19 protein-coding genes are annotated in these 25,671 nt (G+C 64.8%); 1 reads left to right on the top strand and 18 read right to left on the bottom strand.

Features of this window, described 5'->3' with window-relative positions:
• Positions 1 to 167 precede the first annotated feature (167 nt).
• Positions 168 to 2,495: a PAS domain-containing sensor histidine kinase gene (locus N2605_RS11405; protein ID WP_260346583.1), complete on the top strand. Its 2,328-nt coding sequence runs from the start codon at positions 168 to 170 to the stop codon at positions 2,493 to 2,495.
• Between the two features lie 227 nt (positions 2,496 to 2,722).
• Here N2605_RS11405 and N2605_RS11400 read toward each other — a convergent pair whose 3' ends face one another.
• The 18 genes from N2605_RS11400 to N2605_RS11315 all read right to left on the bottom strand — a co-directional run bounded on the left by N2605_RS11400 (position 2,723) and on the right by N2605_RS11315 (position 25,551).
• On the bottom strand, positions 2,723 to 3,616 hold the full coding sequence (locus tag N2605_RS11400; RefSeq protein ID WP_036005748.1) for a LysR family transcriptional regulator: 894 nt from the start codon (positions 3,614 to 3,616) through the stop codon (positions 2,723 to 2,725).
• Between the two features lie 186 nt (positions 3,617 to 3,802).
• Positions 3,803 to 6,772: a bifunctional [glutamine synthetase] adenylyltransferase/[glutamine synthetase]-adenylyl-L-tyrosine phosphorylase gene (locus N2605_RS11395; RefSeq protein WP_260346582.1), complete on the bottom strand. Its 2,970-nt coding sequence runs from the start codon at positions 6,770 to 6,772 to the stop codon at positions 3,803 to 3,805.
• Positions 6,769 to 8,229, bottom strand: a complete 1,461-nt coding sequence (locus N2605_RS11390; RefSeq protein WP_036023279.1) for a sensor histidine kinase — start codon at positions 8,227 to 8,229, stop codon at positions 6,769 to 6,771. The genes N2605_RS11395 and N2605_RS11390 overlap by 4 nt, the downstream gene beginning before the upstream one ends.
• 366 nt (positions 8,230 to 8,595) lie before the next feature.
• The gene (locus tag N2605_RS11385; protein WP_036005758.1) at positions 8,596 to 9,291 is read right to left on the bottom strand and encodes an ABC transporter ATP-binding protein; all 696 of its coding nucleotides are present in this window, start codon (positions 9,289 to 9,291) and stop codon (positions 8,596 to 8,598) included.
• Complete coding sequence (locus N2605_RS11380; RefSeq protein ID WP_036005761.1) at positions 9,291 to 10,040, bottom strand: ABC transporter ATP-binding protein; 750 nt, start codon at positions 10,038 to 10,040, stop codon at positions 9,291 to 9,293. Before N2605_RS11380 ends, N2605_RS11385 begins: the two co-directional genes overlap by 1 nt.
• Positions 10,037 to 11,341, bottom strand: coding sequence for a branched-chain amino acid ABC transporter permease (locus tag N2605_RS11375; protein WP_225111756.1), 1,305 nt, complete (start codon positions 11,339 to 11,341; stop codon positions 10,037 to 10,039). Before N2605_RS11375 ends, N2605_RS11380 begins: the two co-directional genes overlap by 4 nt.
• Positions 11,338 to 12,285, bottom strand: a complete 948-nt coding sequence (locus N2605_RS11370) for a branched-chain amino acid ABC transporter permease (RefSeq protein ID WP_036005767.1) — start codon at positions 12,283 to 12,285, stop codon at positions 11,338 to 11,340. The genes N2605_RS11375 and N2605_RS11370 overlap by 4 nt, the downstream gene beginning before the upstream one ends.
• 114 nt (positions 12,286 to 12,399) lie before the next feature.
• A complete protein-coding gene (locus N2605_RS11365) occupies positions 12,400 to 13,632 on the bottom strand; it encodes a branched-chain amino acid ABC transporter substrate-binding protein (RefSeq protein WP_036005770.1) in 1,233 nt (410 codons plus the stop codon).
• A 275-nt stretch (positions 13,633 to 13,907) separates the two neighbouring features.
• Positions 13,908 to 15,134, bottom strand: a complete 1,227-nt coding sequence (locus tag N2605_RS11360) for a TetR/AcrR family transcriptional regulator (protein ID WP_260346581.1) — start codon at positions 15,132 to 15,134, stop codon at positions 13,908 to 13,910.
• Positions 15,135 to 15,315: 181 nt separating this feature from the next.
• Positions 15,316 to 15,996 (bottom strand): response regulator transcription factor, encoded by a 681-nt coding sequence (locus N2605_RS11355; protein ID WP_036023302.1) that lies wholly within the window; start codon positions 15,994 to 15,996, stop codon positions 15,316 to 15,318.
• A 276-nt stretch (positions 15,997 to 16,272) separates the two neighbouring features.
• Positions 16,273 to 17,853: a Do family serine endopeptidase gene (locus N2605_RS11350; protein WP_260346580.1), complete on the bottom strand. Its 1,581-nt coding sequence runs from the start codon at positions 17,851 to 17,853 to the stop codon at positions 16,273 to 16,275.
• Positions 17,854 to 18,074: 221 nt separating this feature from the next.
• Positions 18,075 to 19,418 carry a methyl-accepting chemotaxis protein gene (locus tag N2605_RS11345; protein WP_036005777.1) on the bottom strand — a complete coding sequence of 448 codons (1,344 nt, stop codon included), beginning with the start codon at positions 19,416 to 19,418 and terminating at the stop codon, positions 18,075 to 18,077.
• Positions 19,419 to 19,530: 112 nt separating this feature from the next.
• A complete protein-coding gene (locus tag N2605_RS11340; RefSeq protein ID WP_225186293.1) occupies positions 19,531 to 20,013 on the bottom strand; it encodes a cytochrome c-type biogenesis protein in 483 nt (160 codons plus the stop codon).
• 4 nt (positions 20,014 to 20,017) lie between these two features.
• Positions 20,018 to 22,000: a heme lyase CcmF/NrfE family subunit gene (locus tag N2605_RS11335; RefSeq protein WP_225186294.1), complete on the bottom strand. Its 1,983-nt coding sequence runs from the start codon at positions 21,998 to 22,000 to the stop codon at positions 20,018 to 20,020.
• Positions 21,997 to 22,506 (bottom strand): cytochrome c maturation protein CcmE, encoded by a 510-nt coding sequence (gene ccmE / locus N2605_RS11330; RefSeq protein ID WP_036005786.1) that lies wholly within the window; start codon positions 22,504 to 22,506, stop codon positions 21,997 to 21,999. Before ccmE ends, N2605_RS11335 begins: the two co-directional genes overlap by 4 nt.
• Positions 22,507 to 22,543: 37 nt before the next feature.
• Complete coding sequence (ccmI, locus tag N2605_RS11325; protein ID WP_036005789.1) at positions 22,544 to 23,650, bottom strand: c-type cytochrome biogenesis protein CcmI; 1,107 nt, start codon at positions 23,648 to 23,650, stop codon at positions 22,544 to 22,546.
• 131 nt (positions 23,651 to 23,781) lie between these two features.
• Complete coding sequence (locus tag N2605_RS11320) at positions 23,782 to 24,051, bottom strand: hypothetical protein (RefSeq protein WP_036035217.1); 270 nt, start codon at positions 24,049 to 24,051, stop codon at positions 23,782 to 23,784.
• Positions 24,052 to 24,150: 99 nt separating this feature from the next.
• Positions 24,151 to 25,551, bottom strand: coding sequence for a hypothetical protein (locus tag N2605_RS11315; RefSeq protein ID WP_260346579.1), 1,401 nt, complete (start codon positions 25,549 to 25,551; stop codon positions 24,151 to 24,153).
• Positions 25,552 to 25,671: the final 120 nt, after the last annotated feature.

The following is a 25,671-nucleotide window of genomic DNA, read 5'->3' as shown; positions in this document are numbered from 1 at the left end:
CCGTGCCTTTGCGGACGCGCGACGCACAAACTGCGTGTTGGATAAGAATAATTTCGCGTTAACGATTCGTTGACTCTCGACAGCCCGCGAAAACTGGATTCAAATCGGTGTGATTCGGAAGTGACGTGGGGCTGCTTCCGGAACTCGTTTTTCAGGGGGCCGAAGGCATGTCGCGTGCAGACGCCGCGAACGCGTGCGTCCAATCCGATTCGATCAAGGGATTGGCGCAATCGATCGCGAAACCTGCCTATCATCGGCTGTTGATCGCGGAGCCGGCGCTGCGTCGCGCCGTGCCGACGCTCATCATCGCCTTCCTGATCACGATCTGCCTCGGTGCCTTCGTGCAGGTGGTCGATCAAACGCGCCAGAAGCGGCTGGTGATCCGACACGACATTTCGGCGCTCGCCGACCTGCTCGCCGAGCGCATCGACCGCCTCACTTCGGTTCGCCAGGAGCGGCTCAAGACCATCGAGGGCCTGCCGACGCTGCTGCCTGATCTCATTCCGTCCTGGGCCACGGCCTCGGGCCGGCACGTCATCGTCACCTCCGCCGGCATCGACCGCCGCATCCTCGCGCGCATCCCGGCCGACAGCGACCCGATCGGCAACGACCGCCTGCTCGATGCGATCACGACCGCGCAGCTGGTCGCGGCGCCGCCACGCGACGCCAACGTCTCCGACCTGACGCTGCCGAGCGGCAACGCGGCGATGGCGACCTCGCGGCAGATCAAGTCACTGCCCGGCTTCGTCACCGTGATCCAGGAGCGCAACGAGCCGATCTGGGGCTCGGACGCCGCGCTTTCGGTGACGCTGTCGGCGACCACGGGCTTCGTCGTCCTGATCCTGGGCTTCGCCTTCCACTGGCAGTCGACCCGCGCCCGCGAAGGCGACCTCATCAACGACGCGGTGCGCGGCCGCATCGACACGGCGCTCAACCGCGGCCGCTGCGGGCTGTGGGACTGGGACCTGTCGCGCGGCCGGATCTTCTGGTCGCAGTCGATGTTCTCGATCCTCGGTCTCGACGGCCGTCACGAACTCCTCACCTTCGGAGAGGTCAATGCGCTGGTGAAGTCCGATGACATCGACCTGTTCGCGATCGCCGACCAGCTCATCTCCGAGAAGATCGACCATATCGACCAGACCTTCCGCATGCAGCATGTCGACGGCCACTGGATCTGGCTCCGTGTCCGCTGCGAGAAGACGCGCGGCGCGACCGATTCCAGCGTGCACCTGATCGGAATCGCCGTCGACATCACCGAGCAGAAGAGCCTCGCCGAAAAGACCGTGGAAGCCGACCTCCGCCTGCGCGACGCGATCGAGACCATTCCGGAGGCCTTCGTGCTGTGGGATGCGAGCGACCGCCTGGTGCTCTGCAACTCGCACTTCCAGCGCCTGCACAAGCTGCCCGACAGCGCCGTCATCCCCGGCACCTCCTACGAGACCGTGCTCGAGGTCGGCCGCATGCCGGAGGTGCGCACCCGCCACAACGAGACCGCGGCCCAAGGCCCGGGGGCGCGCACCTTCGAGGCGCAGCTCGACGACGGCAGCTGGCTGCACATCAGCGAGCGCCGCACCAAGGACGGCGGCTACGTCTCGGTCGGCACCGACATCACCCGTATCAAGGAGCACGAGCAGAAGCTGGTCGACAACGATCTGCGCCTGCGCGCCACCGTCATCGACCTCAAGCGCTCGCAGGCCGCGCTGGAGCGCCAGGCGGTCGAGCTCGCCGACCTCGCCGAAAAGTACCAGCGCGAGAAGACCCGCGCCGAGGAAGCCAACCAGACCAAGTCGAAATTCCTCGCCAATATGAGCCACGAGCTGCGCACGCCGCTCAATGCCATCATCGGCTTCTCCGAGATCATGGGGTCGGGCATGTTCGGCGAGCTCGGCAGCGAGAAGTACCAGGAATACTGCCAGGACATCCTGACCAGCGGCCATTATCTGCTCGAGGTCATCAACGACATCCTCGACATGTCCAAGATCGAGGCCGGCCGCATGAAGCTCGACATGGAAGAGCTCGACCTCGCGCAGACGCTCGCCGAATCCTTGCGGGTCGTCACCGGCCGTGCGCAGGACAAGCACCTGACGCTCGATGCCGACATCGCGAAATCCATCTCGGTCGTCGCCGACCGCCGCGCCACCAAGCAGATCATCGTCAACCTGCTTTCCAACGCGGTGAAGTTCACGCCCGACGGCGGACGCGTCGTGGTGCGCAGCCGGCAGCTCGACGACAGGATCGTGCTGATGATCGCCGACACCGGCATCGGCATCGCACCGCATTCGCTGGCGCGGCTCGGGCGCCCGTTCGAGCAGGTCGAGAGCCAGCTCACCAAGACCTATCACGGCTCGGGCCTCGGCCTTGCCATCGCCCGCTCACTGGCGCAGCTCCACGGCGGCTCGATGCGCCTGCGCTCGAAGATCGACGTCGGCACCGTCGTGCGCGTGACCCTGCCGCGGGATGCGGTGAAGGCGGCCGGGATATCGGCTGCGGCTTAAAACCGCGAGCAACGATCGAGTCAGTTTCGATCTGGGATGCCCTTCTCCCCTTGTGGGAGAAGGTGGCGCGAAGCGCCGGATGAGGGGTGTCTATCCACGCGCAATACTTTCGGGAGGAGAGATACCCCTCACCCGTCTCGCCGCTACGCGGCGAGCCACCCTCTCCCACAAGGGGAGAGGGGAAGAAGAGCTCTCGGTTCACTCGGCTCAGCCAAAAGACCTTCCGCTTACGATTGCAGTGTCGGCGCGACTTCGCGCGCGACGTTGACCAGCGCTGCAATCAGCGGCGTCATGGGATCGCGTTGCGGGATCACCAGGCCGATGCTGTAATTGACCTCGGGGTCGACGATCGGGATCGAGCGGACGGTGTCGGACAGGCCGAGCGTCTCGGCGAGCTTGGCCGGCATCACGCTGGCCCAGCGCCCGGTCTTGACGTGCGTGAACAGCACCAGCAGCGAGTTCGACGTCAGCGTCGGTGTCGCCTCCGCGCCGACCGATCGCAATGCGCGGTCGATGATGCGGCGGTTCTGCATGTCTGGCGTCAAGAGGCACAGCGGCACCTGCCCGACCTCGGTCCAGGTCACCGTCTCGCGATCGCCGAACATCGCGTCCGGCGCGGTGAGCAGGCGATAGCTCTCGTTGTAGAGCGGGATGGTGCGCACCTTGCCGATCGGCTCGTTCTCGATATAGGTCAGCCCCGCATCGACCTCGAGATTTTCCAAGAGCCCCAGCACCTCGGACGAGGTGGTGGACTGGATGCGGAAGCGCACCTCCGGATGCTTGGCACGAAACGGCGTCGTCAGCGCGGCGACCATGCCGAGCACGGTCGGGACCGCCGCGATGCGGATCTCGCCGGAGAGCTGATGCTTCAGCCCGTTGATCTCGTCGCGCATCGCGCGGGCATCGCCCACGATCCGCCGCGCCCAGTCGAGCGCCCGCTCGCCTTCCGGCGTAAATCCCTGAAAGCGCGAGCCGCGTTGGACCAGCATCACGCCGAGAATTTCCTCGAGCTGCTTGAGCCCGGTCGACATCGTCGGTTGCGTCACGCCGCAGGCTTCCGCGGCGCGGCCGAAATGCCGCTCCTTCGCCAGCGCCAGCAATAGTTCAAGCTTGTCGATCAACCGATCGTCCCCTCGAATTCCATCGTGGCATGCAAGCTAGCACGCCGGGCCCACACCAACACGCAAAAACCCGCAGCCGACCCAACTTTCATGACCAATCCGTATCGATCAATCGCGGTTGCAAATCGATCGGAATCCGCAATCGCAGCTTCTGAGCGATGAGCTCGGTCACCGCGCTGAAGCAGGCTATGACCCTTCCAGCAGCGCCCTGAACACGCGCCGCACCTCGCTCTGGGTCTCCTTCACCCGCGCCTCCAGCGAGGAGAAATCCGGCGCGTCGCCGGCGCGCGCCATGACGCGTTGCAGGTCGGTGCCGGCGGTATCAGGCTTGAAGCGCTCGCTGACGCAGAGCCGCAGGATCTGGGTGAGGTCGTGATAGAGCCGCGCCGCGGCCCGCAGGATCTCCGTCTCCGATTGTGCGAGCACGCCGATCCTGCAGGCGTTCTCCAGCACCTGCATGGTGCTAACGTCGAGAATCTCGGGCTTGTCGTGCGCGTGCACGAGCTGGAGATATTGCGCGATGAAGTCGATGTCGACCATGCCGCCGGCGGCATGCTTGAGATCCCAGCAATCGGCCTCGCCCTTCTCCTGCGCGATCGCACGCCGCATGTCGGCGACGTCGTTGGCGGTGATGGCAGGATCGCGGCGGCGGGTCAGGACATCGCGGATGACGCGCTCGATCCGTTCCCGGAATTCGGGCGAAGCCGAGACCACGCGCGCACGCGTCAATGCCATGTGCTCCCAGGTCCAGGCTTCGTTGGCCTGGTAGTCCGCGAACGAGACGAGGCTCGAAGCCACCGGACCTGCGCGTCCCGAGGGCCGCAGCCGCATGTCGATCTCGTAGAGCACGCCGTAATTGGTGCGGGTCGTAAAGGCGCTGATCAGGCGCTGGGTGAAACGGGCGAAATAGTGTGCGCCGTGAAGCGATTTCACCCCGTCGGAGTCCGGATGGTCGCCGTCGAAATCATAGAGCAGGATCAGGTCGAGATCGGACGAGGCCGTCATCTCGCGGCTGCCGAGCCGGCCCATCGCGACGATCGCGGTCTCCTGACCCTTGATGCGGCCGTGCTGGGCGGCGAAGCGATCGGCGACGAGACCGTGCACGGTGTGGACGATTCCCTCCGCGACGTCGGCGAAGGCCGTGCTCGCCTGCTGCGCCGAGACGGTGCCGGAGAGGATGCGTGTGCCGATCAGGAACAGGCTCTCCTGCCCGAACAGGCGCAGGCGATCGAGGAACTCCTCGTATGAGCCGGCGTCCTGCACGGTGGTCGCGAGCCGCCCCGACAATTCCTGCCTGTCGGGCATGGCGCCGAAGAAGCGCGGATCGATCAGGCCGTCCATCAGCTGAGGCTGCCGCGCCAGCATGTCGCCGAGCCGCGGCGCGGCTCCCAGCACCAGCGCCACCAGCGCGACGAGATCGCGGTTCTGGCCGAGCAGCGTGATCAGCCGGCCGCCGCGCTGCAGCGCGCCGAGGAAATGATCGAACGAAACGACGGCGCGATCCGGCTCTTCGGCATGGGCAAGGCCGTCGATCAAGGCCGGCACGAACTCGACGAAGGCGCTTCGCGTCGCCTCAACGCGGAAGACGCGATAGTCGCCGGTGATCCAGTCGCGCACCGTCTGCGCGACCGCGGCGGGCTTCTTGAAGCCGAGCGTCGCGAGGTGCTGCAGCAGGCGCGGATCATCGGGGCCCGCACCGTAGTCGAGCGCCGGCAGCCTCGCCGTGCCGGTGGGGTCATCGCCCTCGAACAGTTTTTCGTAATGGCCCTGGACGATCTGGAGCTGGCGCAAGAGGTCGCGCGCAAAGGCCTCCCGAGTCCGATAGCCGAAGAACCACGCAAAGCGCTCGACCGCTTGCTTGTCCTCCGGCAGCGTGTGGGTTTGCTCGTCGGTGATCATCTGCAGGCGATGCTCGACACGGCGCAGGAATTCGTAGGCGGTCGCCAGCTCGTCACGCGCCGCCACAGTGATCCAGTTGCTGGCGGCGAGCACGTCAAGCGCCCGCAGTGTCGGCCGCACCCGCAATTCCGGATGGCGGCCGCCGGCAATCAATTGCTGGGTCTGCGCGAAGAATTCGATCTCGCGAATGCCGCCGCGTCCGACCTTGACGTTGTGGCCCTCGACCGCAACCTCGCTCTGGCCGCGATAGGTCTGCATCTGCCGCTTCATGTCGTGCACGTCGGCAAGTGCGGCAAAGTCGAGATGCTTGCGCCAGACGAACGGCCCGATCTCGGCGAGCAATGCCTCGCCCGCTTTTGAATCGCCGGCACAGGTCCGCGCCTTGATCATCGCGGCGCGCTCCCAGGTGCGCCCTTCCCGCTCGTAATAGTTCAGCGCGGCGTCCCGCGAGATCGCCACCTGCGTCGAGGACGGGTCGGGCCGCAGCCGCAAATCGACGCGGAAGACGTAACCATCATAGGTGCGCTGCTGCAGGATGCGCGCCATGCCTTGCGTCACGCGGACGAAGAACGGCTGCGGCTCGATATCGGGTGCGAGGGTCGTCGCATCGGGATCGAAGAACACGATGAGATCGATATCGCTGGAATAGTTCAGCTCGCCCGCCCCCATCTTGCCCATCGCGAGCACGATCAGCCCGCAGCCCTCTTCGGGTGCCTCGGGATTGGGCGGTGAGAGCTTGCCGCGTGCGGCTTCCTGCCGCAGCAGATATTGCAGTGCCGCCTGCACCGAGGACACCGCGACATCGGTCAGCGCCGCCGTCACCCGCATCACCGGCCAGACACCGCCGATATCGCACAGCGCGATCAGGAGCGCAGCCTCAGCCTTCATGCGGCGGAGCAGCCGCATCACCTCGGCCTCCTCCGAAGCCGCGAGCACCGCGCTGCGCGCCTCCGCGATCAGCGCCGTCAGATGCGCATCCGGATCGCATTCGAGCAGCCGGATCAGGCGCAAGGCATCGGCGCGCACCAGTTCGAACAGATAGGGCGAGAATTCCGCAATCCCGGTCAGGATCTCGCGGGCGAAGGGATGGCCGAGATGCGTTTCGAGACGGGCCGATTGCGCCGGCTCGAGCTCGGCCAGCCAGCTTTCGAAACGGCGTTCGTCGGTTGTGGAAGCGGCAATATGGGGAGCCTCCGCGAAGCGTGCGGCCAGCCTCTCACCATGCTTGTCCGCGTTTTCCGGCGCGGAGTCGTTCATGCCACCTTCTGTGGCACATCCGGTGTTGGCGGAGCAACCCTGTCGCCGGCGCCCGCTCGCGCCGGCAGCACGAGCGTGGCGACAAGGCCGGGATGGGCATCGCCCAAGCGCAATTCGCCGCCGTGCAACGTCGCCACCGCCGAGGCGAGGCTGAGGCCGAGGCCCGAGCCCGGCAGCGTGCGGCTGGCCTCCAGCCGCACGAATCGCTCGATGACGTGCTTGCGGTCGGCTTCGGGGATGCCGGGGCCGCGATCGGTGACGCTGAGCAGCACCTGGTCGCCCTCGCGCCTCGCCTCGATCGTGATTTGCCTCGCGTCCATGCTGACCACGGTTCCCGCCGGCTGTGCCGCGGGCTGGCCGTATTTGATCGCGTTCTCGACAAGATTGGCGAGCGCCTGGCTGATCAGCTCGCGATTGGCATGAACCGGCGTCGGCTCGCACTTGACCTTCAGGGTCATGCCGTCGTCCTCGGCGAGCGGCTCGTAGAGCTCGTGGATGCCCTCCGCGACCTCTGCGGCGTCGAAGTCGTCCATGTTGCCGCGCGCCTGTCCGGATTCCGCGCGCGCGATCATCAGCAGCGCGTTGAAGGTCCGGATCAGCCCGTCCGACTCCTCGATGGTCCGCTCCAGCGCGGCGCGATAATCCGCCTCGCAGCCCGATCTCGCCAGCGCCTCCTCGGCGCGATTGCGCAGCCGCGTCAGCGGCGTCTTGAGGTCGTGGGCGATGTTGTCGGAAACCTCCTTCAGCCCCGCCATCAGCGCCTCGATCCGCTCCAGCATGGCGTTCAGGTTCTCGGCGAGGCGATCGATCTCGTCGCCGCTGCGCCCCACGGGCAGGCGCTCGCTGAGATCGCCGGTCATGATCCGCTGCGCCGTGCCGGTCATCGCGTCGATGCGCCTCAGCACCCGCCGCGCGACGAAGATGCCGCCGCCGAGGCCGAGCACGACGACGATCAAGACCGAAAACTGCGCCGCCTTGGCGACGATGCCGAACAGGCGCCGCCGCTCGGCCAAGTCGCGGCCGATCAGAAGCCGGAAGCCGTTCTCCAATTCGGTGACGCGAACGAGCGCGCGATGATCGCGGTCATCGCTGTCCTCGATCCGCCGGTAGGCTGTCTCCGACCAGCCGCGCGTCGCCATAACGCCCGGCGCCAGCGAGCCGACATTGCCGGCGATCGCCTGGCCCGTCGGCGTGGTCACGAGATAGAGATTGGCGCCTGGCCGCAGCGCCCGATACTCGATCGTGCGCACGAGACCGACTAGGCCGCGGCGGTCGTAGATCTCGTTGATCTCCGAGGTCTCGGCATTGACGGTCTGCGTGATCTCCTCGGTGATCAGCCGCCGCGTATTCCAGGCGAAATAGGCCAGCAGCGAGGCCGCGAACATCGCGAACAGCAGCAGATAGACCAGCGTCAGCCGGAACGCCGTGGTGCGGACGAGTTTACCGAATGCCGTCACGGATCATGTACCCAGTTTCAACCACGCGCCTGCATCACGAGCATCGACACTCACGTATTTCGCTTTGTTTACAATAACATAGCCTATAGATTGTCGCACCTGCGCCTAGGTCCCTTGTGGAACGAGCAACGCGAAAGGCATTCGTGACCACACGTGATAGGCGCACGCGGAACGTTAAAGGGGCACTCGATCGGAACCAAGTTAAATCCCCGCAAGCTCGGGCCATGCGGACACCGGACGGAGCCTGCGGGAGCAGTGATCCGCTGTGGGCCTCCCCTTCCGACCACGCTGAGGAACATCAGCCGTTACGGGCGGACGTCCTTGTCGAGGGCATCGCGCCATTGCGGTCAAACCCGCCGGCTTCCCTCACACTTCCAGCCATTGCGCGCGAACGTCGCTGTTTGATTTCAGTTGCTCGGGCGTACCTTCGAAGACCACACGACCGTGCCCCATGACGTAGACGCGGTTGGAGATCTTCATCGCAATCGACAGCTTCTGCTCGACGAGCAAAATTGCGACGCCGGCCTGCGCAATGCGGGCGATGAGATCGCCGACCTGCTGCACGATCAAGGGCGCAAGACCTTCGGTCGGCTCGTCGATCATGATGAGATCGGGGTCGCCCATCAGGGTCCGGCACGTCGTGAGCATCTGCTTCTCGCCGCCTGACAGCACCCCCGCAGGCGTATCTGCCCGCGCGGCAAGATTCGGAAACATGTCGAGCATGTCCTGAAGCTGCCATTTGCCGGGACGCCGCGTATCCTTGATGCCGAGGAGCAGATTCTGGCGGACCGTCAGCCCCGGAAAGATGTCCCGATGCTCCGGCACATAGCCGAGACCGAGGCGCGCGATCCTGTAGCTCGGCAGCCCCGCGATGTCCTTGCCTTTGAAGCGGATCGTGCCTTGCGGCGCAACCTCGCCCATGATCGCCTTGACAGTGGTCGAACGTCCGACGCCGTTGCGGCCGAGCAGGCTGACGACCTCGCCTGCCGCAACGTCGAGATCGACGCCCTGGAGAATGTGGCTCTTGCCGTAATAGGCGTGCAGGTCCCTGACCTCCAGCATCAGTGCGCCTCCTCGCCGAGATAGGCTTCCTTAACTTTCGGGTCCCGCCTGATCTCCTCCGGCGTGCCGGAAGCAATGATGTGGCCGTAGACCAGCACGGAAATGCGGTCGGCCAGGCCGAACACAACGCTCATGTCGTGTTCGACGATGACCAGGGTCTTGCCCTCGGTCAGGCGCCGGATTAGCGACACCGCGCGGTCGGTCTCGGCGTGGCTCATGCCCGCCGTCGGTTCGTCCAGTAGCACGACGGTCGCGCCGCTGGCGATGGTGATGCCGATCTCGAGTTCGCGCTGCTCCGCGTAGGTCAACAAGCCGGCCGGAACATCGCGCCGATGCGTCAGATGGATGTCGTCGAGGATTTGCGCCGTGCGCTCGCGCACCTCCGGCAGGCTATCGACGTTCTTCCAGAAGGCGTAACGGTGCCCCGTCGCCCACAGCACGGCACAGCGGACGTTCTCCCAGACCGACATGCGCGCGAATACGTTGGTGACCTGGAACGACCGCGACAGGCCGCGCCGGTTGATCTCGAACGGCCTGAGGCCGGAGATCACATCGCCGTTCAGTCTCACCTCGCCCGAGGTCGGCTTGATGTGGCCACTGATGAGATTGAACGTCGTCGATTTCCCGGCACCGTTCGGACCGATGATGGCGTGACGCTCACCTTGCGCGACGCTGAGATTGAGATCGCGGATGATGCCGACATTGCCAAAGCGCTTCTCAACGGCGCGGACTTCGATCGCTGCCGTCATGCCAAGTACCCCCGATCGCGCGCGACCGTCGCCGCGCGGTCCCATGCCTCGGCGACGCGCCGCCAGCTCAGGCGCGCGACGAAGAAGCCGCCGATGAGGAGGACCGCCGCGCTCGCCCACGTCAGCGGCGACGCCGGACTGAAGGCAACGCCGAACAGGTTGATCGGATTGCCCTGACCGCTATGCGTGCGCGCGATCGATTCGATCGTCAGGATCACACCGCAAGCCAGTGCCAAGGTCGGCACCGCCGCGATCAGATAGGAAGGGATCACCGTCGGCAGAGTTCCGGCGCGAACCAGCGGCCGGTGCATCATGACCAGCCCGGCGATGCCGCCGGGGGACAGCATCACGATGCCGATGAAGATAATGCCGAAATAGAGCTGCCACACGCCGGTGACGCTGGTCAGCCCGAGCTGAAGATAGGTCACGAGGATTGCACCCAGGATGGGTCCGAAGAAGTACGCGACGCCGCCAATGAAGGTCGAGAACAGCACGAGGCCGGATTGGATCGCGCCGAGATAGGCGGCGTTGGCGATCTCGAAGTTGATCGCGGCCAGGCCCCCTGCCACGCCAGCGAAGAAGCCGGCAAAACAGAAGGCGATGTAGCGCACCACGTGCGGATCATAACCGATGAACTGGACGCGCTCGGGGTTGTCCCGCACCGCATTGCTGATTCGCCCCAGCGGGGTCCGCGTCAGCGCATACATCGCGACGGCCGAGATCACCAGCCAGAACGCGATGAGGTAATAGACCTGAAGCTGCGGGCCGAAACTCAAGCCGAAGATCTTCGGCAAAGCCGTGCGGTCGGTCGATATTCCGGACTCGCCGCCGAACACCGAACGCAGGATCAGCGAGGACGACGCCACCAGCTCGGCAATGCCGAGCGAGATCATCGAGAACACGGTACCAGCCCGCTTGGTCATCAGCCAGCCGATGATGATCGCGAAAACGAGGCCGCCGAGTCCACCGAACAGCGGTATGAACGGCAGCGGGATTGGCCAGCCGTGCGAGACCACTGCATTCATCATGTGGCACGCTGCGAAGCCGCCGAGGCCGTAATGCACCGCATGGCCGAACGACAAGAGGCCGGTCTGGCCGAGCAGGATGTTGTAGGACAGCGCGAACACGATCGCGATGCCGATCAGGCTGAAGGACGTCAGCGAGCCGCCGGAGGAGAAGATCAGCGGCAGCACGATCAGCACGGCGATGCCGGCAAGCCATATGCCGTAGAAGCGCAGGCCGTCGCCGGCCGGCTTCCCTGCGATTGTCGATGTCGGCGTCGATGTCGTTTTGGCGTTCATGTCTCGCGCGTCCCCATCAGGCCCATGGGGCGTACGATCAGAATGATCACCAGCAGCAGGTAGGGTACGATCGGCGCCACCTGGGCAATGGTGACGTTCCAGATGTCGGTGAGCACGGACGGCCCTGCCGACGGATCGAGCGGACCGAAGGCGCTCGCCAACGAACCGTTCAGCGCCACCGCGAAGGTCTGTATCAGGCCGATCACCAGCGAGGCGATGAAGGCGCCCGGCAAGGAGCCGAGGCCGCCAAACACGATGACGACGAACAGGATCGGTCCCAGCGCCGCGGCCATGTCGGACTGCGTCACCAGCGCCGGACCGGCGATCACGCCGGCAATTCCCGCCAGCGCGCTGCCGACGCCGAACACCAGCATGAATATGCGTCCGACATTGTGACCGAGATGCCCCACCATATGGGGATGCGTCAGCGCGGCCTGAACGATCAGGCCCACCCTCGTGCGCTTGAGCACCATCAGCAACACGATGAATATCAGGATCGACACAGCCAGCATGAAAATCTTGTAGGCGGGATAATTCGTCGAGAAGATCGTGAAGGCCGGAAAGTCGAGCAGCGCCGGCACGCGGTAATCGACGGGGCTCCTGCCCCACATCATCGCCACGATTTCTTCGATCGCGAACGCAAGACCGAAGGTCAGGAGCAACTCCGCCACATGGCCGTGCTTGTGCGTATTGCGCAGGCCGTAGCGCTCGACCGCCATGCCGATCGCGCCGACCAGCAGCGGAGCCAGCAGCAGGGCCGGCCAGAAGCCAATCCATTTGGTGAGCTGGAAACCGAAGAAGGCGCCGAGCATGTAAAAGCTGGCATGGGCGAAGTTGAGCACGCCCATCATGCTGAAGATGACGGTCAGGCCGCTCGACAGCAGGAACAGCAGCATGCCGAACAGCAGACCGTTCAGCGTCGATATAACGATCAGTTCAAGCACAGTAATCACACCTCTGGCCGGGACAGAAACGGCCCCGGCGAAGTCGGTCCGGATGCGAGCAGCAACCTTCCCGCGAGCCGCTGTCGGCTGCGGGAAGGCAAAGCTATTCCAGGCTTACGGCCGGGTCATCTTGCAGGTTGTGGGAACCATCGTCTTGGATGTGTCGATCTTGGAAACCAGATGCCATCCCCAGCCGGTGCCTTCCTCGTCGAACGGCTCGTCTGCAGCGAGCTTGCCGAAGGAGGAGATGTAGATCGGCTGGAAGAACTGGTGATCGTCCTTGCGCATGACGCCCTCACCGCCATCCAGCACCTCGAACTTGAGATCCTCGAGGGCAGCCGCGACCTTCACCGGGTCGAGCGAGTTGGCCTTCTCGGCCGCGGCCTTGAACATGCGCATCTCGTTGACGGCGCGCGGATACCAAAGCGACATGTTGACCTTGGCACGGAAGGTCTTTTCGAAGTCCATCGCCGGCTGGTGGCCGGAATTGGCAAAGCCCTCGGTGATCTGGAAGACCTGATGGTCGAGACCGGTCTGCTTGATTGCGGTCGGACCACCAGCGCCGCCGGCATAGTAGGTGTACCAATTGACCTTCAGGCCGGCGTCCGCCGCGGCTTTGAGCAGCAGTGCGATGTCCTGGCCCCAGTTGCCGGTCACGACGCTATCGGCGCCCGAAGCCTTGATCTTGGCGATATAAGGCGAGAAGTCGGTGATCTTCAACAGCGGATGCAGTTCGTCACCGACGATTTGGATGTCGGGCCGCTTGGCGCCCAGCATCTTGCGCGCATCCGCACGCACCGACTGGCCGAAGGAGTAGTCCTGGTTGATCAGGTACACCTTCTTGATCGCGGGGACATCCTTCATGTAGCTGGTGAGCGCTTCCATCTTGATGTCGGAGCTCGCATCCCAGCGAAAATGCCAGTAGCTGCACTTTTCGTTGGTCAGGCTCGGATCTACGGCGGCATAGTTGAAGTAGAGCACTTCCTTGCCGGGATTGCGCGTGTTGTTCTTGGTAACGAAGTCCGACAGCGCTGCGGCGACCGACGAGCCGTTGCCTTGCGTGATGAAGCGGGCGCCGGCATCGATGGCCTTCTGCGCCTGCACCAGGCTTTCCTGCGGGTTGGTCTTGTTGTCGAGAGGCAGAATCTCGATCTTGCGGCCCAATATGCCGCCCTTGGCGTTGATCTCGTCAGCCAGATACTGGAACGTCTTCAAGCCGCCTTCACCGATGCTGGCGCCACCGCCGGACAGCGGATCGATGTAGCCGAACTTGATTGTTTCCTGCGCGAATGCCGCTCCTCCGAGCATCGTCAGCGCTGCCGCCGCAGCAATTGCGAGCTTGTGCATCCTGGCCTTCTCCCTTTTGTATGTTCTTGTCCTTGGCGATCGAAGCTGACTCACAACGTCGGTCGCGCCCACTCTTCGCTACTCCAATATTGAATACTGTGTAAAGTTTTGGTGCAAGAAGTAATTGCGGCCTCAACGTGAAGATTGCCGCGCGCCGTCCGGAATATTGAATTCACAGGCAACTTTTGGGATCAAAGCCGCGCTCAATCTGCGGCTGACATCAAGTCCGAACGGGAAAGGATGAAGAGCGCGATCAGGGTCTCAGATTGGTTGCTTTATACCACTCCCCGACGGGGCTTGAGCCCCAAAAGGAACAGCCGCGAAAAATAATCGGCAATCTGCATCGGAGACCAGCTCCGCTCGTCCCTGAACCAGATCGGGTACCAGTGGCCCATTCCAGTCAGAACGCGTTCGGCGAAGTAAGTGTCGACGCTGCGGAAGTATCCCTCGTCGATCCAACACTGGTGGTTTCTCTGGTCCTGCTGGATCGTTGCGAGCACCTGCCTGACATAGTGCTTGCGGTCAACGTCGTTGAGATAGTTGATGTTGTGGTAGGTCGCCTTCGGGCCGCAAGGGGTATCGTGCAGCATCAACAACAGGCGGACTCTCTGGACGACGTAATCGAACGCCCCGAGGCTCAGGTCCTGCAAATATTCTCGAATCCCGATCTCACCGGCCAGACCTCTTCGCAGGCAAGCCAGCAAGAGGCGCTCCTTCTCGCTGAAATGATAATAGATGCCGGCGCGGGTCATGCCTGCCTCCGCCGCGATGCTCTCGAGCGACGTACCGGACGCGCCCCTTCGATTGAAACTGTCCGAAGCAATCGAGAGCATCCTGTCCAGCTTCGCGGCGCGCTTGTTCAATTTCGAGCGGGACTGGAGAAATGGTGCCAGGCTCGGCGCTTCAGGCATGTCCGGTAAGGCAATCTCACGCCGATACACCCCATGCGTGATGATGTCGTCAATGGCATCAATCGCCTGCTGGCGCGAATAATAGTCGCGCTCGGAGAACCAGAACGGAACCCAATCCAGGATGGAGATGAGGGCGACGGCCGTAAGGAGCGGCTCCTCGCAGGCGATCGAGCCGTCGGCAATGCCACGCTTCAGAAAGTCGGCGAGCAGCGCGGCATTCTGCCAGCGCCTGGCATGCACGTCTTTGCTGTAAGACGCAGCCAGTGCATCGATGTCGGAGAACAGGATCATGCGCTGGCCTTCAGGCCGCAGCCGGGCTCTTATGAAGCGCCTGACGATTTCGAGCCCGTCTATCCCGGGTTCGGCCGCCGTCTCGATTTCGTGCCTGTAGATCGCAAGACCGCGCAGGTAGCAGTGAAAGATCAGGTCTTCCTTGTCGCGGAAGTAGTGGTACAGCGCTCCCGGCACCGATCGAACCGATGCTGCGACCTGCTCCATCGTCACATTCGCATAGCTATGGCGGGCAAACAGCTTGGAAGCCGACACGAGGATCTCTTCAGCTCGGTCGGACGGGAAGGCGGCGACTTGCAAGCTTGAATATCCTTCCTGATCGTGGACGGATTCACCCCGGTGAAACGTCCACTACCACACGTCGGAAATTCTTGCCATCGGACGAGGCGTTAGGCCAGTATCGCCCGCAACCCTCGGACGGCGGTGCAAATGAAGACGCAGCCGATGATTGCAGGCGCGCCGTAGATCGACGCCGAACGCCCTATCTCATGCCGTCACGGATCATGTATCCGGCGCCGCGGATCGTGTGCAGCAGCGGGCGCTCGAAGCCCTTGTCGATCTTGGAGCGCAGCCGCGAGATGTGCACGTCGATGACGTTGGTCTGCGGATCGAAATGATAGTCCCAGACATTCTCCAGCAGCATGGTCCGCGTCACCACCTGGCCGGCGTGCTTCATGAGGTATTCGAGCAAGCGAAATTCGCGCGGCTGCAGCGTCAGCTCGTCCTTGCCGCGGGCGACGCGATGCGAGAGCCGGTCGAGCTCGAGATCGCCGACGCGATAAAGCGTCTCCTCGGCGGGACCGCCGCGGCGGCGCGACAGCACTTCGACGCGGGCCAGCAGCTCGGCGAAGGAATAGGGCTTCGGCAGATAATCGTCGCCGCCCGCGCGCAGACCCTTGATGCGGTCATCGACCTGCCCGAGCGCGGAGAGAATCAGCACCGGCGTCGTATTGCCCTTGTCGCGCAATGCGCCGATCAGCGACAGCCCGTCGCGCTTGGGCAGCATGCGGTCGACCACCAGCACGTCGTATTCGCCGTTCTCTGCCATGGCGAGGCCTTCCTCGCCGTCGGCGGCGTGGTCGGCGATGTGTCCGACTTCGCGAAACGCCTTGGCGAGGTAATCGGCGGATTCACGGTCGTCTTCGATGATGAGGAGGCGCATCGTGCGTTCGGCGGCGGTCAAGGAGGTCAACCTTCTCTAAACATGGCGCGAGCGGCGACCGCATGCAAGCCGAGCAGGAGAGGCTCGAAGCGGGGAAAAAGGCGGGCGGTGAAGCTGGGGGGACCTCACCGCCCTAGGCCTTCCGACGGAGGGGGGCGTAATTCCACCGGAAGGTAGATGAGGGAAGCCAGCGTTGCGCTGCTTCCCCGAAGGGCACCGGCGGCGGGGGCGACTGATGCCGGCGGTACCCTTCATCTCGTAGACCTCCTGAAGGCCTCAGCCCTTGGCGATGGGCACCGCGACGAAGCGCGACTGGCCGCCGCTCTTCACGCGCATCAGGACGCTGTTCTTGTTGTCGGTCCGCGCCGCATTGATGGCGTCGCGGACTTCGCCGGCGGTCGCCACGCTCTTGCCGCCGACCTCGAGGATCACGTCGCCTTCCTTGAAGCCGCGTTCGGCCGCCGCGCTCTTCGGATCGACCTCGGTGACCACGACGCCTTCCTTGCCGGCACCGGCCACGGAATTGGCCGGCGCAACGGTCATGCCGAGCTTCGGCACGTCGGTGCCCTTGCTGGCGCCCTTGCCGCTGTCCTTGTCGGTATCGGCCTTGGCCTCGACCGTATTCGGCAACTGGCCGAGGGTGAGATTGACGATCTTGTCCTGGCCCTTGTGCAGCACGTTGAGCTTCACGGACGCGCCGGGCGCCATGCCGCCGATCGTGCGGGCGAGCTCGCGGGCATCCTTGACGGGGTCGCCGTTGACCGCGGTGATCACGTCGCCGGACTCGATGCCGGCCTTCGCGGCCGGACCGTTGGCCTGCGGCTCCGCCACCAGCGCGCCTTCGGCCTTCTTCATGCCGAGGCTGTCGGCGATGTCGGAGGTGACGGGCTGGATCTGGACGCCGATCCAGCCGCGGCTGACCGAGCCCTTGTCCTTGAGCTGCGCAACCACGCTCTTGACGGTGTTGGCCGGGATCGAGAACGCGATGCCGACGCTGCCGCCGGAGGGCGAGTAGATCGCGGTGTTGACGCCCATCACCTCGCCGTTGGTGTCGAAGGCCGGACCGCCGGAATTACCCTTGTTCACGGGCGCGTCGATCTGGATGAAATCGTCATACGGGCCGTTGCCGATGTCGCGGCCGCTCGCCGAGACGATGCCCGCGGTCACGGTGCCGCCGAGACCGAAGGGATTGCCGACCGCGAGCACCCAGTCGCCGATCCGCGGTTTGCTGTCGGCGAGCTTGGCGAACGGGAAGTTCGTGCTGCCTTCGACCTTGATCAGCGCGAGGTCGGTGCGCTGGTCGGTGCCGATCACCTTGGCGGTGTAGGTCTTGCCGTCGTCGGTGGTAACCTCGACCTTGTCGGCGCCATCGACCACGTGGTTGTTGGTCACGGCATAGCCGTCAGCCGAGATGAAAAAGCCGGAGCCCTGCCCCTGCACGACGCGGCCACGGCCGCCCTTCAGGCCGGGGGGCAAACCATCCGGACCACCGAAGCGGCGGAAGAAGCGCTCCATCGGCGAGCCCGGCTGGAACGGCGAGGAGGAATCGTCGCCGTCGTCATTGCTGGCGGTCTTCTCCTTCATGTTGACCTTCACCGAGATCACCGAAGGCTTCACGCGCTCGACCACGTCGGCGAAGCCGACCGGACGCTCGACCTTGCGGACCTCGTTGTTGACCTGCGCATGCGCCGGGCTGGAGAACAGGTCGGCCGGCGAGGTCGACGGGCTGAAGCCATAGACGGCCGCGCCGAGACCGGCGACGACCGAAGCCATCAGCGCGAGCTTGCGCGCGGAAAACACCGACCGGCGCGGCCGCCGGTAGGACGGGAGGTTCGAAAGGTCGATACGATCGTTCATGCGGAAATCTCCAGAGCCCTGAATTCCTGTTGGTGCCGGATGCCGGCACCTTGCGGACCTGAAGATGGGGACTCCCGCCTTACCGCGCGCTGGCGGCGGGGTTAAACTTTCGTAATGATGGTCGGGGCCGATGCGGCAGTTTAGCACAGGCCAAAAATCGTGGCCTTACAGGAACTTAATCGAGTTCCCCCGACCACGCGCCAAGCGCGAATTCTGGCCCCTCAGCTCGCCCTGACACTGACGATGAACTCGTCGACTTCGCGCTTCAAGGTCTCGGCCTGCCGCGACAGATCGACGGCCGAATCCCTGGCTTCGGCCGCCATGCGGCCGGTCTCGGCCGAGGTGGAGGTGATCTGGACGATATGGTTGGAGACGTCGAGGGTTCCGCGCGCGGCGTCCTGGGCGCTGCGCGTGATCTCCTGGGTGGCGTTGCGCTGCTGGGCGGTGTCGACCTCGATGCCCGACATGATCGACGAGATCTCCGACAGCGTCCTGGAAATGCCGTCGATCGCGCCGCGGGTCTCCGCGGTGATGCCCTGAATGCTGGCGACCTGCGAGGTGATCTCCTCCGTCGCCTTACTGGTCTGATGCGCCAGGTTCTTCACTTCCGAGGCGACCACCGCAAACCCCTTGCCCGCTTCGCCGGCCCGTGCCGCCTCGATGGTGGCGTTGAGCGCCAGGAGATTGGTCTGCGATGCGATCGCCTGGACGAGCTGGACGACCTCGCCGATCTTTTCGGCGGCATCCGACAGCGTGTGAATGGTATCGCGGCTTTTCTCCGCCTGGCTTGCAGCGCCTTCGGCGCGCTGGGTCGCGTCCGTGACGCGGCGGCTGATCGTGCCGATCGAGTTCGTCATCGCCTCGGCAGACCCCGCAACCGTCTGCACGCTGGCGCTGGCCTGGCTCGCCGCGCTCGCGACCGCATTGGCCTTGGTGCTGGTGTCGTTGGCGGTCCGCGACAGCGTCTCCGCGTTGGTCTTCAGATGCACGGCCGATGACGCCACGCTGGCGACGACACTGGCGACGAGATCGTTGAAGCGCTTGATCCTGTTATCGAGGAATTTCGACCGCTCGGCCTGGTGCTGCGCTTCATGCAGCTGCTGCTCGGAGAGGCGGCGCCGCTCAATGCCGTTGGTCTTGAACACCTCCAGCGCACCGGCGAGCAGGCCGATCTCGTTGGTGCGGCCGAGCCCCGGAACAGATGTCTCGAACTTCTGGTCGGCAACCTCGCGCATGGCATGCACGATGGCCGCGAGGGGATTGAGGATGCCGTTGCGCACGGCGAACCAGGTGGTGAAGCAGATCGCGAAAGCGACGACGGCGATCACGCCGCAGGCGACCAGGAAATAAGAAAACGCGGTCTGCGCCTGCTGGTAGATCTGCATGGCATGGTCGCGCGCCGGGCCGCTCAGCGCGGCGAAGTTCGAGGACAGGCTGGTGATCTCGTTGTTGAGATAGAGGACCGCGATGAAGCCGGTGCCGCCGCCGATGCCAAGCAGGAACAATAACGCAGCGACGACGGCGCCGACCAGGAAGCGGATCGTCAGATTGCTGTTCGCGAACATCGGGGGACTCAGGAGCTGGAATCAAATCTCGCGACAAGCTTCCAGACAAAGGTCAATTTAGCATGAACCATGCAGCCGTTGCCGCGCACTGCGTGGCACGACGTAGACGGCTTCAGGGCGAATTGGGTTCGTCCGACATCAAGGCCGCGAGCCGTGCCTTCTCGTCGGGCGTGAGCGGCGGTGCTGGTACGTCCACACCACTTCGCGAGCGGCGGCGGATTTGCAGCCACAGCGCCAGGCCGCCGCCGATCAGCAGCACCGGCCCGAGCAGCCACAGCAGCAGGGTCTGCAGCTCGAAGCGCGGCTTGAGCAGCACGAACTCGCCGTACCGCGCCACCAGGAAATCGAGCACCTGCGAATTGCTGTCGCCGGCCGCGATGCGCTCGCGCACCAGCAGTCTGAGATCGCGTGCCAGCGGCGCATCGGAATCGTCGATCGACTGATTCTGGCAAACCATGCAGCGAAGCTCGCGCGACAATTCGCGCGCGCGCGATTCCTTCACCGGATCCGGCATGATCTCGTCGGGCTGCACGGCGTGGGCCGCCGGCAAAGCCAGCAACACCAACGCGATGAACGCGGCCATCATCCGGCGCATCGGGTCATTCCGCGGGCTGGAGGCGCTGCTTGGCCCGCGCCGGCTTCGGCGCGCCGACCCGCAGACGGCGGTCGGAGAGTGAGAGCACGCCGCCGAACGCCATCAGCACCGGTCCCCACCAGATCAGGAGAACCAGCGGCTTGTGATAGATGCGCACGGCGATGGCGCCTTCGGCGGTGGCGTCGCCGAGCGAGACGTAAAGCTGGCTCGCGCCGCTGGTCAACAGCGCGGCCTCCGTCGTCGAGGAGCCGCGGGTGGTGAAGCTGCGCTTGGACGGCGTCATCACCGTGACCGCCTCGCCATCGCGGCTGATCTTGAACTCTGCGATCATCTCGCGGTAGTTCGGGCCCTGGCGTTGAAACAGCCCGTCGAGCTTCAGATCGTAGCCGGCGACATGGGCAGTCTCGTTCGGTTTCATGGTCGCGATGTATTCGCTGTTCCAGGTGGTCTCGCAGACGATCCCGATCAGCGCAACGCCGAGGCCGGCATGTGCGAACGCGGTGCCCCAGGCCGAGCGCGGCAGGCCGCGCGCCCGGTGCAGCACCGTTGCGAACGGCAGGCGCACCAGGCCCGTCCGTTCGACGAGGTCGGTGACCGCGCCGGCGATGACGAAGACGCCGAGCCCGATCGCGAGCGGTGCCAGCGCGCTGCCGCCCCGCACCCAGGCCCAGACGATGGCGACCACGACCAGCCCGGCAACGCCGGCCGCGAGCAGGCGCTGCATCACGCCGAGCAGGTCGCCGCGCTTCCACGCCAGCATCGGCCCGAACGGCACCGCGAGCAGCAGCAGCGCGAACAGCGGCGCGAAGCTCAGATTGTAGAAGGGTGCGCCGACCGACATCTTGAAATCGGCGAGCATCTCCATCGCGAGCGGATAAAGCGTGCCGAACAGCACCACGGCGCAAGCCACCGTGAGCAGCAGATTGTTCAGCACCAGCGCGCCCTCGCGCGAGATCGGTGCGAACAGGCCGCCCTGCTTCAGCGAGGCGGCGCGGCCCGCGAACAGCGACAGGCTGCCGCCGATGAACAGGCACAGGATCAAGAGGATGAACACGCCGCGGGTCGGATCGGTGGCGAAGGCGTGCACCGAGGTGATGACGCCCGAGCGCACCAGAAAGGTGCCGAGCAGCGACAGCGAGAAGGTCAGGATCGAGAGCAGGATGGTCCAGACCTTCAGCGCGTTGCGCTTCTCCATCACCAGCGCCGAATGCAATAGCGCGGTGCCGGCGAGCCAGGGCATCAGCGAAGCGTTCTCCACCGGATCCCAGAACCACCAGCCGCCCCAGCCGAGCTCGTAATAGGCCCAATACGAGCCCATGGCGATGCCGAGGGTCAGGAAGATCCAGGCGACCAGCGTCCAGGGCCGCACCCAGCGCGCCCAGGCCGCATCGATCCGTCCCTCCATCAGCGCCGCGATCGCGAAGGAGAACGAGATCGAGAAGCCGACATAGCCGAGATAGAGCATCGGCGGGTGCACGGCGAGACCGATGTCCTGGAGCACGGGATTGAGATCGCGTCCCTCGATCGGGGGGCTCGCGATGCGCAGGAACGGGTTCGATGTCATCAGGATGAAGAGGTAGAACGCGCTGGCGACCCAGGCCTGCACAGCCAGCACATGCGCGCGCAGCGAGAGCGGCAGATTATTGCCGAAGCTGGCGACCAAGCCGCCGAACAGCGCGAGGATCAACACCCACAGCAGCATCGAGCCTTCATGGTTTCCCCACACGCCGGTAATCTTGTAGAGCAGCGGCTTCATCGAGTGGGAATTCTCGTAGACGTTGGCGACGGAGAAATCCGAGTTCACGTGCAGCATCACCAGCGCGGTGAACGAGGCGCCGACGAACAGCAGCTGCGCGAGCGCGGTGGAGCGCGCCACGTTCATCAGGGCGGCGTCGCCAAGGCGCGCACCGACCAGCGGCACGACGGACTGGATCAGTGCGAGGGCGAGCGCCAGCACCAGCGCGTAATGTCCTGATTCCGCGATCACCGCACCGCTCCCTGCGGATTGCCCTGGGCGGTCGTCGCCGCGGGTTTGGCAGCGCCAGAAGCTTGGGCGCCGTAATCGTCCTTCCAGTGCCCCTGCTTCTTCAGGGCATCGGCGACGTCCTTGGGCATGTAGGTCTCGTCGTGCTTGGCAAGGACGGTATCGGCCTTGAACACGCCGTTGGCATCGAGTGCGCCTTCCGCCACGACGCCCTGCCCTTCGCGAAATAGGTCGGGCAGAATGCCTTTGAAGGCGACCGGCAGCTTGGCGTTGCCGTCGGCGACCTCGAACGTCACCGCGAGATTGTCGCCGCGCTGGAGCGAGCCGGGCTGCACCAAGCCGCCGAGGCGAAACCGCTTGCCGGGCTCGACATGCTTCTCGGCGACCATGGTCGGGGTCGAGAAGAACACGATGGAGTCGCGCAGCGCGTTGAGCACCAGCGCGGCGGCGAGCGCGAGCACGGCGAGCGATCCGCCGATGATGGTCATACGTCGCTGCTTGCGCGTCATGGCGTATCCGTTCTCCGCATCTCTCGTCCCGAAATCATCATCCGCCGATCCCGAGAGTCTTCAGGCCTTCGTTGAGCTGGCGCAGCCGCTCGGCGTTGCTGGCAACCGCCTGCCGGGCATCGGCCGAAGCGCCCATTGCCTTGTCCCGCTCGCCCATCACCAGATAGGCGCGCACCAGGCGCAGCCAGCCCTCGACATCGTCGCCGTTCTGTTTCAGCCGCGTCGCGAGACGATCGACCATGCCGCGCACCATGGCGTTGCGATCGGTTTCGGCCATGTCCTTGGAGGCAGCAATCGTCTCGTCGGACAGCGCCGGCAGCGTGCCGCCGCCACCGACCCGCGCCAGCGAGGACTGCACCAGGGCACGCCACGGCGCATCCGCAGGCGCTTTCGCAAGCAGCGCGCGCCAGATATTGGCCGCGTCGTCCTTGCGGCCGTCCTGCTCGGCGGCAAGGCCCAGAAAGTAATTCGCCTTGGGATCGTCGGCGTTCAAGGCGTGTGCGCGCTCGAATTCGGCCTTGGCCTCGGCGGTCACCACGCCGCCGGCGGCAGCCGAGATCGCTTCGCCGAGATCGGACCTGCGCTCCGCGCTTTCGCCATTGTAGGTGAGCGAGTTGCGATAGGCGCGCACCGCGTCGTCGAAGCGGCCGAGCCGCTCCAGAACCGGCGCGAGCACGTTCCAGCCGCGCCCGTCCGTCGGATTCTTCTCAAGATGCTGCTCGACCTGCACGACGAGGTTCTCGAGCGACTGCGCCATGCCACCCCCGCGCTCCCGCTGCGCAAGGGGAAAGTCCTGCAGCCGGGGCGAGCCGAGTGGCATGTAGACGCCGGCCGCGATGAGCGGCAGTCCGGCAAGCGCCAGCACGGCCGCCGCACGGCGCCATTTGAGGTTCGACTTCGGCGCCGTTGCCGGCTCGCTGGCCGCCGCCGCGAGCAGCCTGCGGCTGACCTCGACGCGCGCAGCCTCCGCCTCCGGCGCCAAGATCAACCCTGCGGCGAGATCACGCTCAATTTCGGCCAGCTGGTCCTTGTAGACCGCGACCTCGCTGCCCTGATCCTGCGCGCGGCTGGTGCGGCCAAGCGGCAAGAGCACGGCGAAAATCGCCGCGACCGTCATCAGCGCGAACACGAACCATAGCGTCATCTGGCAAGCTTCCGGCGGCGCCCGAACCGCGCCTGTAGGTGCCTTTACACCACGGCCGGACGATGCGGCAATTGACAATTGTCAAGGCGGCGCAACCGCATGTAGTGCCGAAAAGGTGAAAATCCAACGGCTTAGCCGATCTCGAAGTCGACACTTTGCGCGGCCTGCTCGCCGTGCCCGTTGAAGGCCTTCAGGAAGTATGTTCCCGGCTTGATTGCATCCGGCAATCTGATGCGCAGCGCTCCGACCGGAACCCGAGATGCAACCCTGGTGGCGGTCTCAGGCAGCTGCCGATCGCTGGCCTTCTCGACCAGCACCACCTTGGCTCCAACCATCAGCCGTTGATACTTGGCAACGATGACGCGGTTCTCAATTTCAATCGAGCTGATGACCGGTTTCATGCGCCTACAGATGGAAATTTCCAGACTTGCACCCGCGAAAGTACGGTGCGCCATCAGTGTCGTCAACTTCAAATTGTGATCAGGAAAAATGCGCGCCGATCAGCCTGCGCGCGACGATTTGCGCTCGCCCGTGAGTGCATTTTCGGCGGCCCGGCTCATCAATGAGGCGTAATCGTCGCCGAACAGCACCTGGCAGAAGCGGATCGCGGCCTGCACCTGCTGCTGCCGATAGGTGCGGACCTTGTGATCGGCGGCACGCAGCGACTGCACCAGCTGCTCGGTCGACCGTTCCACATATTGCTGGAGATCGGAGAAGGTACGCAGCGTCACCTCGTTGATCGCAAGCTCGCTCGCATAGTTGCGGCACGTCGCGACGAAGTCGATCAGTGCCACCGTTTCCTCGACTTCGGTGCTGTCGATCCGCGCGCCCGGCGGAATGTCCTTTTCGGGGCGCTGGCGCAGGATGCGGCGGACGCGGCCGGGAACGCTGTCGATCTCGGACTGCAGCGCATTGGAGATGTCGGCCCGGATCGACGTCAGTTGCTTGCCCCAGGTCGAATCGTTGCGCAGGTCGAGCTCGGTGCGCAGTCCGCGCACGCCGTCGTGCAGCGTCTTGAGGTTGCCGGCAACATTGTCGAAATGGCCGCGCTTGATGTCCATGCGCAGGACCGCGGCGACGCAGGACAAATCGTGCAGGGCCATCGTGACGGCCATACCGTAGGGCGTCGCCGCGACGCGGATCTCGTCATCGGACGCCGCTATCTTGACCGCAAGGCGGATGATCTGCCAGGGCGCGGTCATCCGCTGCACGACGATCGACAAGGCGAAAGGCAGCATCTGCGGCGTCTGAAGTGCCGGAATGTTGAGCGCCGACGTCACCGAGGCGATCTGGGAATCCCCGAAGGCCCGCAAGGTGCGCGGTAATTTCTCGTTCAATGTCGCAATGGCGTCCCGGACCTGGAGCACCGCACCGATCGAATAGAGATCCTCGATCACGTTGGGCGGTCCGACCCGGGCCAGCGCTCGCGACTTGTCGCCGCCGCCCGGCCCCGTCAGCTCGAAGATGGCGTCCGCGGCCACCGCCTGAAGCTTCTGCGCCAGGGCTTCGACCTGCCCAGCACTGTCCGCCGGCATGCGCGCCAGCGCCGCCTCGAATTCGTTCACCTTGTCCGGTGCGCCGTCACGGCCAAGCCACTGCCAGATCGGCTGCAGCGAGGAGCGGCGAATCTGGCCGGCCCTGACAGGAGTGCCCGCTTCGATGAGGAACGGTTCCAGCACCTGGAATAGGAGCCGCGACAGATCGTCCGTGCGCGGCGGCAAAGCCTCGTCGGCCTCGCTCTTGCGGACGATCTTGCGCAGCTGCTCGAGCACGAGGGTGGCCACCGCCGTGTCCTGGCCGCGCTCCAGCGCACGCTCGAACTCCCGGATCAGCAGTGCCTGCGACTGCGGCGGGAGCTGCGCGAGATATTCCCTCAGCCGCTCGATCGATGTCTGGCTCATGCGCCCGGGTAATGCACGGTAAAATGGCGGACATGGGATGGGTCCGGCGCGATCATAGGGGGTCCCGACTTAAGAAGCCGTTTAGGAAGCTGCCTCGAATGCCTCCCATGCTTCGCTGGA

This window comes from Bradyrhizobium yuanmingense (genome assembly GCF_025200905.1).
In the GTDB taxonomy this organism is placed as follows: Bacteria; Pseudomonadota; Alphaproteobacteria; order Rhizobiales; family Xanthobacteraceae; genus Bradyrhizobium; species Bradyrhizobium yuanmingense.
The sequence above is the reverse complement of the archived record's forward strand: the minus strand, read 5'-3'. Positions and strand labels throughout refer to the sequence as shown.

What these genes read in the sequence shown, in the direction of transcription:
- N2605_RS11345 (WP_036005777.1), bottom strand. Translation starts at nt 19,418, where the DNA reads ATGTTCGCGAACAGCAATCTGACGATCCGCTTCCTGGTCGGCGCCGTC.
- N2605_RS11365 (WP_036005770.1), bottom strand. Translation starts at nt 13,632, where the DNA reads ATGCACAAGCTCGCAATTGCTGCGGCGGCAGCGCTGACGATGCTCGGA.
- N2605_RS11405 (WP_260346583.1), top strand. Translation starts at nt 168, where the DNA reads ATGTCGCGTGCAGACGCCGCGAACGCGTGCGTCCAATCCGATTCGATC.
- ccmE (WP_036005786.1), bottom strand. Translation starts at nt 22,506, where the DNA reads ATGACGCGCAAGCAGCGACGTATGACCATCATCGGCGGATCGCTCGCC.
- N2605_RS11395 (WP_260346582.1), bottom strand. Translation starts at nt 6,772, where the DNA reads ATGAACGACTCCGCGCCGGAAAACGCGGACAAGCATGGTGAGAGGCTG.
- N2605_RS11385 (WP_036005758.1), bottom strand. Translation starts at nt 9,291, where the DNA reads ATGCTGGAGGTCAGGGACCTGCACGCCTATTACGGCAAGAGCCACATT.
- ccmI (WP_036005789.1), bottom strand. Translation starts at nt 23,650, where the DNA reads ATGACGCTATGGTTCGTGTTCGCGCTGATGACGGTCGCGGCGATTTTC.
- N2605_RS11320 (WP_036035217.1), bottom strand. Translation starts at nt 24,051, where the DNA reads ATGAAACCGGTCATCAGCTCGATTGAAATTGAGAACCGCGTCATCGTT.
- N2605_RS11340 (WP_225186293.1), bottom strand. Translation starts at nt 20,013, where the DNA reads ATGCGCCGGATGATGGCCGCGTTCATCGCGTTGGTGTTGCTGGCTTTG.
- N2605_RS11350 (WP_260346580.1), bottom strand. Translation starts at nt 17,853, where the DNA reads ATGAACGATCGTATCGACCTTTCGAACCTCCCGTCCTACCGGCGGCCG.
- N2605_RS11375 (WP_225111756.1), bottom strand. Translation starts at nt 11,341, where the DNA reads ATGAACGCCAAAACGACATCGACGCCGACATCGACAATCGCAGGGAAG.
- N2605_RS11355 (WP_036023302.1), bottom strand. Translation starts at nt 15,996, where the DNA reads ATGCGCCTCCTCATCATCGAAGACGACCGTGAATCCGCCGATTACCTC.
- N2605_RS11380 (WP_036005761.1), bottom strand. Translation starts at nt 10,040, where the DNA reads ATGACGGCAGCGATCGAAGTCCGCGCCGTTGAGAAGCGCTTTGGCAAT.
- N2605_RS11315 (WP_260346579.1), bottom strand. Translation starts at nt 25,551, where the DNA reads ATGAGCCAGACATCGATCGAGCGGCTGAGGGAATATCTCGCGCAGCTC.